Here is a 13,213-nt window from a genome sequence, read left to right as displayed (position 1 = left end):
CATGCTGTCCCGCACAGTGATCACCGGCGTTGGCGGAGGCGACGTCAGGTTCGAGGGCGAGGTCTGGCACGTGCGTGAGGCGCCGGCCGCCGGTGAGGCGGGGGAGGGCGGCCGGGAGATCGGGGAGATCCTGATCGACGACGCGGACTTCCCCTGGCTGTCGGGCCGGTTCGGCGCCGGCCCGGCGTTCGGCGCCGTCCAGGAGCTGTTCGCCCGCGAACTCGACCTCGCGGAACGGGACGACGAAGACCACCGGGTCCGGTGGGAAGCGGTCCACGCCGAGATCGAACGGCGTGTGCGGCTGGTCTCCCCCGACGGGCCCGTCGCCGAGTTCCTGCTGCGCATCCAGGGCGACCGGGCCTGGTTCCGGTGGAGCGACGAACCGTTCGAACGGGAACGGGCCGGCGGCTGACCCCCGGTCCCTACCGTTCGGGCAGCAGGGCCTCCGCCTCGGCCAGGATCTCGGTGACCCGCAGGCCGAACGCGGCGTCGCACGGATGCGGGTGCCCGCCCCCGGCCGAGGCGAGGAGAGCGTCCGCGGCCCGCACCAGAGCGGGCACCGGACCCTGCGTGCCGTCCGGGAGGACCGTCACGCCGGCCTTGCCGCGCAGCTCCACCGTCGCGCCCGCCGCGGCGGGCGGCGCCGTCAGGCTGAGCGTGAGGGTGCTGGACGCGCCGCCGGTGTGTTCGAGGACCAGGTGGACGGTGTCCCCGGGTCCCGGTGCCGCGGCCACCACGCGGCGGGCGTCGCCGAGAACCGGCAGCAGCACGGACAGCGCGTGCGGCCCCACGTCCCACAGGGCGCCCTTCTCCCGCCGCCACGGTGAACCGGCGAACGGGCTGTCGCCGCCGAACACCGCGCCGAGCCAATGCGCCCGGGCCGTGAACCAGCCCTTCGTCGCGGCCTGTTCGGCGATCCACCCCTCGGCCCCCGGCTGGAACCGGGTGGTGAAGAAGACGACCGAGGCGACGCCGTTCTCCCGCACCGCCTCGACCACCGCCCGTCCCTGCACCACCGTCACCGCGAGCGGCTTGTCGAGCAGCAGATGGCACCCGGACCGCGCCGCGCGCACCGCCGCCTCGGCCTGCACCGCCGGAGGCAGCGCGATCGCGACCGCCTCCACGTCGGCGAGCAGGGCGTCGACGTCGTCGTAGGCGCGCGTGCCGTGCCGGTCCGCCAGCTCCTTGGCGGCCTCCGGGCGGCGGCCCCACGCCCCCACGAAGTCCAGGTCGTCGTGCCGGCGCAGGGCGGGGGCGTGCGCCATGTCCGCCCAGGGGCCGGTGCCGAGCAGTCCGATCCGCATTGCCGTCGCCTCTCCACGCTGCCGGACCCGACGTCAGGGCCCGGATGTTCCTTCCGGACGGCCGGCGTACGCCACCCCGGCCGAGGCCGAGCGTGTCACACCGGCCGGAGGCCCGGGCAAGGCCACCCGGCTCCCGAGTCGCCCACCGCGCCTGAGCCGCCCCGCCGGAGTCGCCCCGTCGGGTGCGCGGCACCGGGGCGTCATGCCGTCCGCCCTTCCGCCCCCGCCCCGCCCTTCCCCCGTCTCCGTTCTTTCGCCCCCCGTTTCCTGTCTTCCGCCGCCCGTCTCCCGCCCCCGCCCGTCTCCCGCCCCCTTCCCGCCGCCTGCCTCCCGTCTCCCGCCGTCCACCGTCCCCCCGCCGCACGAGACCGGTGATATTGCCGATCCCCCCGGCCGCCCCGCCCGCCGACAGTGGCACGGCCAGCTCATCGGCGAAGCCCCTCCGGCGGATGTTCCGGGAAGCGACCCCACGTTTCCCGGTCGTGTGCGATCACCCGGACGGCCCCCTCGCCACGACAGAGAGGACCACTCCTCGTGCAGCAGAACCCCCACACCCACGCCGCGCGTCCGGCATTCCGCGGAACGCGGCGGCGGCTGGCCGGCCTGTCGGCGGCGGTCGCGGCCGTCATCGGCCTCAGCACCCTCGCCAGCCCGGGCGCCCAGGCCGCGGACAACCCCTACGAGCGGGGCCCGGCACCGACCCAGTCCAGCATCGAGGCACTGCGCGGCCCGTACTCCGTGGCGGACACCAGCGTCTCCTCGCTCGCGGTGACCGGCTTCGGCGGCGGCACGATCTACTACCCGACCAGCACCAGCGACGGCACGTTCGGCGCCGTGGCCGTCGCGCCCGGGTTCACCGCGTACCAGTCCTCCATGGCCTGGCTCGGTCCGCGGCTGGCCTCCCAGGGCTTCGTCGTGTTCACCATCGACACCAACACCACGCTGGACCAGCCCGACTCCCGCGGCCGGCAGCTGCTGGCGGCTCTGGACTACCTCACCGAGCGCAGCTCCGTCCGCGGGCGGATCGACAGCAGCCGACTGGGTGTCATGGGCCACTCGATGGGCGGAGGCGGCACCCTGGAGGCCGTGAAGTCCCGTCCCTCCCTCCAGGCCGCGATCCCCCTCACGCCCTGGAACATCGACAAGACCTGGCCCGAGGTCACCACCCCGACGCTGATCGTGGGGGCCGACGGCGACACGATCGCCCCGGTCTCCTCCCACGCCGAGCCGTTCTACTCCAGCCTGCCGTCCAGGACGGACCGCGCGTACCTGGAGCTGAACAGCGCGACCCACTTCTCGCCGAACTCGCAGAACACGACGATCGCGAAGTACAGCATCTCCTGGCTCAAGCGGTTCATCGACAACGACACCCGCTACGAGCAGTTCCTGTGTCCGCTGCCGCGGGCGAGCCTGACCATCGAGGAGTACCGGGGCAACTGCCCGCACACTTCCTGACACTCCTCACGGCACCATCCGGCGGCGGTCGCGGGCACCTCGCGACCGCCGCCGGCGCGTTGTGCCGACGCACGGCCCCGGGCCGGGACCCCTGGGCGCCGGCACAGTGCGTGGCACCGGCCGCGCGGTACACACCCGCAGGTGACACGCCCGACACCCTAGGCCCGGCGGGCCGGGCCGGGGCGGACCGGTGGCTTCCGCGTCAGGTTACGCGCGCGTAACCTCCCGGGAATGACCGGAGAGACGACCGTACCCACGGCCGTGCGGATCCACGGCCGGAACACCCAACGGCAGGCGGTGCGCTCCCTGCTGGACGGGTTGCGCACCCACAGCGGCCACCTCGTCGTGAGCGGCGAGCCCGGACTCGGCCGGACCGCCCTCCTCCAGTGGGCCGCCCGCTCCTTCCGCGCCGGTCCCGTACTCCACCTCGGGACCGGCCGGCGGGGGCGCGCGCACGGCACGGCCGAGGAACTGCTCGACACGCTGCGGGCGGCGGCGCGCGGGGCGCCCGCGCTCGTCTGCGTCGACGACGCGCACCTGTGGGACGCCCCGGCCCGGGCCGCCCTCGGCCGCGCGGCCGGACGGCTGCACGCCGCGGACCGCATCGGGCTGCTCCTCTCCGTCGCCGGACACCGTGCCGTCGACCCGGAGTACGCCCACCTGCCCGTCATCCGCCTCGACCCGCTCACGCGGCCCCAGGCCGACGCCCTGCTCGACGACGTGACCGACGGCGCCGCCGATCCGGCCGTCCGCGAGGAACTGCTGGCCGGGGCGGAGGGGAACCCGGCCCTGCTCCTCGCCCTCGTCCGCCGGCTGTCGCCCGCCGAACTGCGCGGACACCGGCCCCTGCCCAGCCCCCTGGTCGACGCCGGGATCCTGGCGGAGGTGGCGGGCGGTGCGCTGACCGGCCTGTCCGCGGACGCGCGGGACCTGCTGCTGACGGTCGCGGCGGCCACCCGGGCGTCGGACGGACCGGACGCCGACACCGGCGTGGTCCTCGACGCCGTACGGCGCCTGCGGCCGAAGACCGCGCCGCCCCTCTCCCCGGAACCCCTCCCCGCCCTCCTCGCCCCGGCCGGCGACCGGCTCCGCTTCCCCGGGCCGCTGGTCGCACGCACCGTCCACGCCACCGCCCCGCCGGACCGGCGCCGCGCCGCGCACCGCGCGCTGGCCGACACGCTGGAGGCCGGCGGTCACCGGCTCCCGGCGCTGCTGCACCGCTCCTGGTCCCTGACCGGCCCGGCGCCCGACCCGGCGCTCGCGGACCGGCTGGCGACGGTGGCCGCCGACGACACGGTGCCCGCCTCCCACCGGCTGCGCACGACGGCGTACGCCCGTGCCGCCGAGCTGACGGCCGACGGGCCGGCCCGCGCGGAGCGGTACACGGCCGCGGCCGAGCAGGCCCTGCTCGCCGGCCGGCCCGACCGGGCACGTCCCCTGCTCGCCGCCGCCCGCGGCTGCGCCGCACCGGCCCGGGTGAGGGGGCGGGCCGAGCTGGTACGCGGTCTGGCGGAACTGCGGGACGGACCCGTCGGCGACGCCCACCAGTCCCTGTTGCTGGCCGCGTCCCTGCTCGCCGCCGACGCTCCCGCCGACGCCGCGACCGCGGCCCTGGCCGCCGTCGACGCGGCCTGGGCGGCGGGGGACCTGCCCGCCTGCCTGGCCACACTCGCCTCCGGGGCGCCGCAGGACCACGACGAGGCCCCGGCTCCCCGGCAGACGGCTGCCCCGCATCCCTCCGGACACCCGGCGTCCGCCGCCGCGCCGCGGCCGGCGGAAGGGCCGCCGGGAGCCGAGGAGCCCACCGCCGCACCGGCCGGGCCGCCGGACCCCGCGGCCGGCACCCGGCACGAAGGGCGGGCCGCGCCGTCCGTGCCGCATGCCGACCCGGTGCGCGACCACCGCGTCGGCATGCGGGCGCTGCTCGAAGGGCGCCTCGACCGGGCCGTCATACCGCTCGGGCACGTGGTGGCGCGGGCCCGGACCGACGACCGGCCCGAGGAGCTGCTGCGCTCGGCCGCCGCCGCCCTGCTGCTCGGCGACGTGGACGCCGCCCGCAGCGCCGGCGCGCGGGCGCTGGCCGCCGCCCGGCAGCTGCGCTCGGACGCGCTGGTCCCGCAGGCACTGGAGTACCTCTCCTACGCCGAACTGCGCGCCGGGCGGCACCCGCAGGCCCGCACCCACGCCGAGGAGGGGCTGCGCACCGCGCTGCGGACCGGACAGCGCAACAAGGCCGCCCATCACCGCGCCGTCCTGGCCCTCGCGGCGTCGATCGAGGAGGAACCGGACGTCGTCGCCGGGCACGTGGCCGCCGCGCTCGCCACGGCCCGGCGGCACGGACTGGCCCAGGTGGCCACCCTGGCCGAGTGGGCCGCGGCCCGGGCCGACCTCGGCCGGGGGCGCCCGGTCGACGCCGCCGACCGGCTCGGCCTCCTGGTGCTCCCCGGGCCCGGGCGCGGGCACTTCGCGGTGTGGCGGCTCGCCGTGCCGTGCTTCGTGGAGGCCGCCGTCCTCGCCGGACGCCACGAGGACACCCGCGCCGTCCTCACCGACTTCGCCGACTGGGCGGCGTTCGGCGCCGATCCGCAGGCCGCCGCACAGCTCGCCCGCTGCCACGCCCTCCTCGCCCCGCCGGAGCTGGCCGACGACCTCTACCGGCGTGCGCTGGACCGGCACGAGGAGGCGGGCGGCGACTTCGAACGGGCCCGTACCGCACTGCTGTACGGCAAGTGGCTGCGCCGGCGGCGCAGGCCGCGCGAGGCCCGCGGTCGTCTCGGCACCGCGCTGGCCGGCTTCGACCGCTGCGGCGCCGGAGTCTGGGCGGCGCAGGCACGCGGCGAACTGCGGGCGCTCGGGGCGGCGCCGCAGGCTGGAGGCGCCGGAGCGCTGACCGGGCTGACGCCGCAGCAACTGCGCATCGCGCGGCACGTCGCCGAGGGCGCCACCAACCGCGAGGTCGCACTGACCCTCGCGGTGAGCACCCGCACCGTCGACTACCACCTCCGCAAGGTCTTCGCCGCGCTCGGCGTACGCTCCCGGCTGGAGCTGGCCCGCATGGTCGAGCACGCGGAACAGGCCGGACAGGCCGAACAGGCCGAAAAGACCGGTGCACAACCCTAGGGACCGACCGGACGGTATGCCATCCTTCGGGGCAGGACGAGCCAGGGGGCATGCCCGGCGCGGGCGTACAGCCCGTCGCGGGGGCGCCTCCGCAAGCCCTGACCCGGGGAGGACCGCGATGCAGCACGCCGTACGGTCACGAGCAGCGATCCGCATCGGGCTGACGCCCGTTCCACGCCCACGGACGCCGAGCGTCGCGTCGTTGATGGACGCCGACGCCCTCCACGTCCTGCACCGGGCCGCCCGCGCCCTGCTCGACGACCTGCCCGGCCTCACCGACCGGCTGGTGGCGCTGCTGCAGGAGCAGGAACCGGCCTACCGCGCGGCCATCACGAAAGACCCCACGGTCACCTGGCAGGAGGCTCACCGCTCGCTGCGGCACAGCGTCGCCTCGCTGCTCGACCCCCGTGGGGCGCGGGACGCGGCCCGCCGCTGCTCCTGGCGGATCGGCACCACCCGCGCCGAGCAGGGGCTCCCGCTGGACGCCCTGCTGCACGCCTTCCGCCTCGGCGGGTCCCTGGTGTGGCAGGGGCTGGTCGAGGAGACCTCCAGGACCGCCCCCGAGGACGTCCGCCTCCTCGTACACGTGGCCGCCGACGTGTGGAACTTCGTGGACGAGCACTGCACCCTCGTGGCCGACGCCTACCGGCAGACCGAGTGGCAGCTGAACCGGCGCCGCGAGAACCGGGCCCGGCTGCTGGCCGCCGGCCTGCTGGACGGCACCAGCCGCATCGCCGACCTGCCCGAGGCCGCGCAGGCGCTGGGCCTGCCGGAACAGGGACGGTACGTCGTCGTCGCCGTCACCGGCGGACACTCCGCCCGCCCCGACGCCGCCCGCGCCGCCGCCGTACCGCCCGGCACCCGGGTCCACTGGCACGCCGGGGCGGAGAACGACTACGGCATCGTCCTGGTCGGCGCGGACCAGGACGGACTCCCGGAGCCGCCCGGGCCCGGGACCGGGCAGGACGCCCGGCTCCCCGGCCTCCGGATCGGCATCGGCAGCCCCGTCGACGGACTCGCCGCCGTCGGTGACGCGCGCAGGTCCGCCGACACCGCCCTGGACATCTGTCCCGGGACGGGCGGCACGGTCAGGCTCGCGGACCACCTCCCCGCCGCCCTGGTGGTCTCCAGCCCCGACCTCGGCCGTGCCCTCGCCGAGAAGGTGCTCGGCCCACTGCTGCGCCTGGAGCCCGCCGACCGTGAGGTCCTGCTGGACACCCTCACCACCTGGCTCGACTGCGACGGCTCGGCGCAACGGGCGGGCGAACGCCTCTACTGCCACCGCAACACGGTCCTGAACCGTCTGCGCCGCTGCGAGCAACTCACCGGCCGCTCCCTGGCCCGCCCGGCCGACGTGGTCGAGATGAGCCTGGCCCTGACCGCCCGCCGGGTCCTGGGCGCCTGAGGACCGTCCGCTCCCGGCACCCACCTCGGTCTCCGCCGGGCGCGGCGGGACGGCACCCGCCGCGCCCGTCCCGCCCGTGCGGCGGGCTCGGGACGGACCCCCGCCCTCACGGCACGGCCGCGCGCCCGTACGGCGCTACCGTGACCCCCGAGGCCGCGGGGGCCGGGGCCGTCTCCCCGCGCCGCGCGGAGCCCCCGCCGCTCGGCACGCGGGGCTGCCGCCCCGTGCCCCGGGCGCCCCACCGCTCCCGGCGCCCGCTCGGGGGCTTCCCCGCCTCGCCGAGCCACCGTGCCCCCGCCTCCGGCGTCTGCCGGCGGGCCTCCGCGGGCGCCCGTGCCCCCGCCGCTCACCGTGACTGCCCCGCCGTGGCCCGGGACGCCCGCACGAGGGCCTGGCCCGCACGAGGGCCGCCTCCACGCCGTCCGCTCCGAGCCACCGCCACCGCCACCGCCACCGGCGCCCGTGGCGGGGCGTCCCGTTGCCTCGGCCTACGGCTCCCGGCTTCCGGCTTCCGGCCTTCGGCCCCCGGCCCCCGGCCCCCGGCTCCCGGCTCCCGGCCTTCGGCTCCCGGCTCCCGGCCGCTGGTCTTCGGCTCCGGCTCCCGGCCTTCGGTCCCACCTCCCGCCTCCCGCCTCCCGGCCTCCGGCCCCGGCCCCAGCGCCTGGCCTTCGGCCTCCGGCTGCCCCACCCCTCCGGCCGCCCGGCCCACCCCTCATCGCCCCGGCATCCCCCTACGCCCCGCCCTTCTCCACCCCACCTCCGCCCCCGGGGGTCCCGACGTGCCCCGCCGCCCGGGGCTGGGCATCCGCACAGAGTCTCCGGCCCGGGACTGGGACGCCGCAGCGACCCGGGCCGCAGCTCTGTACCGTCACCGGCCCGCGTGCTGTCGTGAGCTCCCCCTTTCCCGTCACCGTGCCGTTCCCGGCACGGTCCCAAGGAGCCGTGATGCCCGCAGCACCACCGGACGGCGAGCCCGCGCTGCACGTCGACAGCCTCGACGTGACGTACGGGCGCGCACTGTCCGCCCTCCGTTCCGTGTCCCTGACCGTCCCGTACGGCGGCGTCGTCACGCTGCTCGGTGCCAACGGCGCCGGCAAGACGACGCTGCTGCGGGCCGTGTCGGGCACACTGCGCCTGCACCGCGGCGCGATCACGGCCGGCCGCGTCCGCTACGGCGACACGGTCCTCGACGGCCGGGACCCGGTCGCCGCCGTACGCGCCGGTGTCGTACAGGTGCCCGAGGGCAGGCGGGTGTTCGCCGGACTCACCGTCGACGAGAACCTGCGGGCCGGCGGCCTCGGTCTCAACCGGCGCGCCCCGGCGCAGGTCCGCGAGGCGCGGGACCGCGTCTTCACCCTCTTCCCGCGGCTCGCCGAGCGCACCCGCCAGGCAGCCGGCCTGCTGTCCGGCGGCGAGCAGCAGATGCTGGCCATCGGCCGCGCCCTGATGGCCGCGCCCCGCCTGCTCCTCCTCGACGAACCCTCCCTCGGCCTCGCCCCGCTGATGGTGGACCGCATCGCCGAGGTCGTCCGGGAGATCAACACCCAGGGCACCGCCGTCCTCCTGGTCGAGCAGAACGCCGGCATGGCGCTGTCCCTCGCCGAACACGCCTACGTACTGGAGGTCGGCGAGATCCGTCTGTCCGGGCCGGCCGGCGAACTCGCGCGGACGGACGCCGTACGCCGCCTGTACCTGGGCGACACCGCCGAAGACCAGGGGGCCGCGTGACCACCCCCGCCGCTCCGCGCGCACTCGAGGTGCGGAACGTGACCGTGCGCTTCGCCGGACTCGTCGCCCTCGACGACGTCTCCTTCACCGTCGCCCCGGGCACCGTGCACGCCGTCATCGGCCCGAACGGGGCCGGCAAGTCCACCTGCTTCAACGTCCTGTCGGGCCTGTACCGGCCCACCGCCGGCACCGTCCGGCTCGGTGACGCCGAACTGACCCGCCTCGCCCCGCACAAGATCGCCGCCCTCGGGGTGGCCCGCACCTTCCAGAACATCGTCACCACCCAGGGCACCGTCGCCGACAACCTGATGCTCGGCCGCCACGCCCTGTCCCACGCCGGTTTCGCCGCCAGCGCCCTGCGTCTGCCGAGCGCCGTGCGCGAACAGCGCCAACACCTCGCCAAGGCCCGCGAGGTCGCCGAACTCACCGGCCTGGGAGCCCACTTCGACTCGCCCGTCGCCCTGCTGTCCTACGGCGACCGCAAACGGGTCGAACTCGCCCGTGCCCTCTGTCTGGAGCCCCGTGTACTGCTGCTCGACGAACCCGTGGCCGGCATGAACGCCGCCGAACGCACCCGCATGACCCAGGTCGTCGGGGAGATCCGCGCCGAACTCGGCCTGTCCGTCGTGCTGGTCGAGCACGACATGGGCCTGGTCATGCGGCTCGCCGACGAGGTCACCGTCCTCGACTTCGGCAAGGCCATCGCCCACGGCACCCCGGACGAGGTCCGGCGCGACCCCGAGGTGCTGCGCGCCTACCTCGGTACCGGAACCACCGCCGGGGAGGACGCGGCATGACCGACCTCCTCGACAATCTCCTCAACGGCCTCGCCCTGGGGTCCGTGTACGCCCTGATCGCCCTCGGCTTCGTCACCATCTTCAAGGCCTCCGGCGTCCTGAGCTTCACCCACGGCTCGCTCCTGCTGCTCGGCGGCTACCTCGTCGCCGTGCTCCACGACGACATCGGCTTCGCCGGGGCGCTGGCCGTCGCGGTCCTCGTGACGGCCGCCGTCGCCGGTGTGCTGGACCGGCTGGTGCTCCAGCGGGTCGGGGGCACCGACCCGCACGCCTCCCACGTGCAGACCATCGTCACCATCGGCATCGACATCGTCCTGGTGACCGACCTCGCCCGGCGCATCGGCGGCGACCTGCTGCCGCTGGGCGACCCCTGGGGCGACTCGGTGACCGACCTGGGGCCGGTGACCGTCGCCGACAGCCGCCTCGCCGCGATCCTGGTGTCCGCCGTGGCCATCGGCGGCGCCTTCGCCCTCTTCCGCTTCACCCCTTGGGGCCTTTCGCTGCGCGCGGCGGCCGAGGACCGCGAGGCCGCGGCCCTCATGGGCGTACGCCTCACCCGCGTCCGCACCGTCGCCTGGTGCCTGGCCGGCGGACTCGCCGCGCTCGCCGCGGTCTTCCTGGTCGCCTTCCCGGCGCCGGGGCTGGAGCGCACCACCGGGCAGATCGCGCTGAAGGCCTTCCCGGCCGCCATCCTCGGCGGCATGGCCTCCCCGGTCGGCGCCCTGGTCGGGAGCGTGCTGATCGGCCTCACCGAGGCCTTCGTCGCCGGCTACCAGTCCGAACTGCACGTCCTCGGTGAGGGCTTCGGCGACGTCGCCCCGTACGCCGTGATGGTGCTGGTCCTCCTGGTGCGCCCCGCCGGACTCTTCGCGGCGAAGGGAGCGGCCCGTGTCTGACCTCCCCAAGGGAAACGCCCTCCTCAAACGCGGCGGACTCCTGCTGCCCGCCCTCCTCCTGTGCGCCCTGCCCTTCTACCTGGACGCCTTCTGGCTGCGCATCGGCCTGTTCTCCATGGCCGCCGCCATCGGCGCCGTCGGGCTCGGCCTGCTCAGCGGCACGGCGGGGCAGCTCTCCCTCGGGCACGCCTTCTTCCTCGCGGTCGGCGCCTACGGCTACGTGTGGCTGGCGGGGGAGCCCGGACCGGGGCTGCCCCCCGCCGTCGCCGCCGTCCTCGCCGTACTGCTCGCCGGGGCGGCCGGCGGCCTGTTCAGCCCGGTCGCCGGCCGGGTGAAGGGCGTCTACCTGGGCGTGGCCACCCTCGCCCTGGTCTTCCTCGGCCACCACGTCCTGCTCACCGCGGACTCCGTCACCGGCGGCTTCAACGGACGCTCGGTGCCGCCGCTGGAGATCGGCGGGTTCACCTTCGCCGAGTCCGACCCCGAACTGACCTTCCTGGGCGTCCCGTTCGGCGCCGAGGAACGGCTGTGGTACCTGGGCCTCGTCCTGTTCGCCCTCACCTGGTTCACCGCGCGCGGACTCCTGCGCGGGCGCCCCGGGCGCGCCCTGGTGGCGCTGCGCGACAGCGAGACCGCGGCGTCCGTGATGGGCGTGCACGTGGCCCGCTACCGTTCGGCCGCCTTCGTCGTCTCCTCGATGTACGCGGGCCTCGCGGGCGTCCTGCTCGCGCTCTCCTTCCGCCGCGTCGTGCCCGACTACTTCTCCCTCCTCCTCTCCGTCGACTACCTCGCCATGATCGTCATCGGCGGCCTCGGCTCGGTGGCCGGAGCCACCGCGGGAGCCGTCTTCGTCACCGCGCTGCCGCTGCTGATGACGCGCTACGCCGACCAGCTGCCGCTGGTCGCGACACCGGGATCCGGCGACGGCTCGATCGGCCCCACCGAGGCATCCCGCTACCTCTACGGCGCGGCGATCGTCGTCATCCTGCTGTACGCCCCGGACGGCCTGCACGGACTGGCCCGGCGCACCCGCGCCCGCCTGCGCCGCACACCGCCCGCCACCGACCCGCCCGGCACCGGGTCTTCCGCCCGGCCCGCCACCACCGCCACCACCGCACGAGCCAAGGAGCACACCCCGTGAACGTCACCCACCCCAGGCCCCGCACCACCCGGACCGCCGCCCTGGCCGCGGCGCTGGCCGCCGTGCTGCTCGCGGGCACCGCCTGCAGCTCCAAGGGGGACGGCGGGAACACCGACGAAGGCGCCGACGGCGTCAAGGCCGGCCCCGGAGTCACCGAGAAGACCGTCAAGCTGGGCGCGCTGACCGATCTGACCGGCCCCTACGCCACCCTCGGCAAGAGCATCGTGCAGGCCCAGCAGATGTGGGCGGACGAGACCAACGCCGCGGGCGGCGTCTGCGGACGCAAGGTCGAGATCGTCGTCAAGGACCACGGCTACGACGTGCAGAAGGCCGTCACCGCCTACGCCGACATCTCCCCGGACGTCGTGGCCATGCCCCAGGTGATCGGTTCGCCGGTGGTCTCCGCACTGCTCGACGACATCGAGCGGGACCACATGCTGACCTTCCCGCAGGCATGGGCCGCCTCCCTGCTCGGCATGGACTCCGTCCAGGTCCTCGGCACCACCTACGACCTCGACATGATCGCCGCCGTCGACTTCCTGACCCGCAGCAAGAAGGTCGCCAAGGGCGACACCATCGGCCACGTGTACTTCGAGGGCGACTACGGCACCAACGCGCTGGAGGGTTCCGAGTGGGCCGCCGAGCAGGCGGGGATGAAGGTGGCCGGGCAGAAGATCAAGGCCACGGACACCGATCTGTCCGCGCAGGTGTCGGCGCTGAGCAAGGCCGGGGTGAAGGCGATCCTGATCAGCGCGGGCCCCGCGCAGACCGCCTCGCTCGCCGGCGTGGCCGCCGCCCGCGGCCTCACGGTGCCGATCGTCAGCAGCGCTCCCGGCTACTCCCCGCAGCTGATGAAGACGCCTGCGGCACCGGCCCTGGAGGCCATGGTCCACGTCGTCAGCGCGGCACCGGCGACCAGCTCCGACCTGCCCGGCGTCAAGAAGATGGTCGCCTCCTACACCAAGAAGTACCCGGGCGAGCCGGTCGACTCGGGCGTGCTCTCCGGATACAACGCCGCCCAGCTCATCGGCGCGGACCTGAAGAAGGCCTGTGAGGGCGGCAGCCTCACCCGGGAGGACGTGGTCAAGGCGCACCGCTCGCAGAAGAACGCCGACACCGGCCTCGGCACCCCGCAGAACTTCTCCCTCGTGACCGAGCCGGCCAGCCGGTCCACCTACGTCCTCAAGCCCGACGCCAAGGCGGTCGGCGGCCTCGTCGGCGTGGAGGAGGCGCACAAGGCACCGGGCGTCGACGCATACCTGGCCGCCCGCGGCTGATTCGCCTGACCGGTCGTCAAGTCCGCTGTCGGGCGGCGAGCTTGACGACCGTTCGATTCACGTGCTGGTTTCCCTGACCACCGGGTCTCC

The 13,213-nt window shown here is 75.7% G+C and carries 10 protein-coding genes; 9 read left to right on the top strand and 1 reads right to left on the bottom strand.

Going from position 1 to position 13,213, the window contains the following annotated elements:
• The first annotated feature begins 1 nt into the window (after position 1).
• Positions 2 to 412: a hypothetical protein gene (locus ACVV2G_RS16240; RefSeq protein ID WP_453843521.1), complete on the top strand. Its 411-nt coding sequence runs from the start codon at positions 2 to 4 to the stop codon at positions 410 to 412.
• Between the two features lie 10 nt (positions 413 to 422).
• Here the strand turns inward: ACVV2G_RS16240 and ACVV2G_RS16235 are convergent, their stop codons facing one another.
• On the bottom strand, positions 423 to 1,304 hold the full coding sequence (locus ACVV2G_RS16235; RefSeq protein WP_453843395.1) for a Gfo/Idh/MocA family protein: 882 nt from the start codon (positions 1,302 to 1,304) through the stop codon (positions 423 to 425).
• Between the two features lie 534 nt (positions 1,305 to 1,838).
• Here ACVV2G_RS16235 and bdeA point away from each other — a divergent pair.
• From bdeA to ACVV2G_RS16195, 8 genes are all read left to right on the top strand, one after another.
• Entirely contained in the window at positions 1,839 to 2,759 is a 921-nt protein-coding gene (gene bdeA, locus ACVV2G_RS16230; RefSeq protein WP_453843394.1) for a bis(hydroxyethyl) terephthalate hydrolase, read from the top strand.
• A 231-nt stretch (positions 2,760 to 2,990) separates the two neighbouring features.
• Entirely contained in the window at positions 2,991 to 5,879 is a 2,889-nt protein-coding gene (locus ACVV2G_RS16225) for a helix-turn-helix transcriptional regulator (RefSeq protein ID WP_453843393.1), read from the top strand.
• A 118-nt stretch (positions 5,880 to 5,997) separates the two neighbouring features.
• The gene (locus ACVV2G_RS16220) at positions 5,998 to 7,284 is read left to right on the top strand and encodes an RsbRD N-terminal domain-containing protein (RefSeq protein ID WP_453843392.1); all 1,287 of its coding nucleotides are present in this window, start codon (positions 5,998 to 6,000) and stop codon (positions 7,282 to 7,284) included.
• 945 nt (positions 7,285 to 8,229) lie between these two features.
• Positions 8,230 to 9,012, top strand: coding sequence for an ABC transporter ATP-binding protein (locus ACVV2G_RS16215; RefSeq protein ID WP_453843391.1), 783 nt, complete (start codon positions 8,230 to 8,232; stop codon positions 9,010 to 9,012).
• Positions 9,009 to 9,809, top strand: coding sequence for an ABC transporter ATP-binding protein (locus ACVV2G_RS16210; protein WP_453843390.1), 801 nt, complete (start codon positions 9,009 to 9,011; stop codon positions 9,807 to 9,809). The genes ACVV2G_RS16215 and ACVV2G_RS16210 overlap by 4 nt, the downstream gene beginning before the upstream one ends.
• The gene (locus ACVV2G_RS16205; protein ID WP_453843389.1) at positions 9,806 to 10,705 is read left to right on the top strand and encodes a branched-chain amino acid ABC transporter permease; all 900 of its coding nucleotides are present in this window, start codon (positions 9,806 to 9,808) and stop codon (positions 10,703 to 10,705) included. Before ACVV2G_RS16210 ends, ACVV2G_RS16205 begins: the two co-directional genes overlap by 4 nt.
• The gene (locus ACVV2G_RS16200) at positions 10,698 to 11,846 is read left to right on the top strand and encodes a branched-chain amino acid ABC transporter permease (RefSeq protein WP_453843388.1); all 1,149 of its coding nucleotides are present in this window, start codon (positions 10,698 to 10,700) and stop codon (positions 11,844 to 11,846) included. Before ACVV2G_RS16205 ends, ACVV2G_RS16200 begins: the two co-directional genes overlap by 8 nt.
• Positions 11,843 to 13,123 (top strand): ABC transporter substrate-binding protein, encoded by a 1,281-nt coding sequence (locus ACVV2G_RS16195; protein ID WP_453843387.1) that lies wholly within the window; start codon positions 11,843 to 11,845, stop codon positions 13,121 to 13,123. Before ACVV2G_RS16200 ends, ACVV2G_RS16195 begins: the two co-directional genes overlap by 4 nt.
• Positions 13,124 to 13,213 lie beyond the last annotated feature (90 nt).

This window comes from Streptomyces sp. JK94 (genome assembly GCF_053613315.1).
Note: the sequence above shows the minus strand (reverse complement) of the source record. Positions and strands in the feature narration are given on the sequence as shown.

What these genes read in the sequence shown, in the direction of transcription:
- ACVV2G_RS16240 (WP_453843521.1), top strand. Translation starts at nt 2, where the DNA reads ATGCTGTCCCGCACAGTGATCACCGGCGTTGGCGGAGGCGACGTCAGG.
- ACVV2G_RS16235 (WP_453843395.1), bottom strand. Translation starts at nt 1,304, where the DNA reads ATGCGGATCGGACTGCTCGGCACCGGCCCCTGGGCGGACATGGCGCAC.
- ACVV2G_RS16225 (WP_453843393.1), top strand. Translation starts at nt 2,991, where the DNA reads ATGACCGGAGAGACGACCGTACCCACGGCCGTGCGGATCCACGGCCGG.
- ACVV2G_RS16220 (WP_453843392.1), top strand. Translation starts at nt 5,998, where the DNA reads ATGCAGCACGCCGTACGGTCACGAGCAGCGATCCGCATCGGGCTGACG.
- ACVV2G_RS16215 (WP_453843391.1), top strand. Translation starts at nt 8,230, where the DNA reads ATGCCCGCAGCACCACCGGACGGCGAGCCCGCGCTGCACGTCGACAGC.
- ACVV2G_RS16205 (WP_453843389.1), top strand. Translation starts at nt 9,806, where the DNA reads ATGACCGACCTCCTCGACAATCTCCTCAACGGCCTCGCCCTGGGGTCC.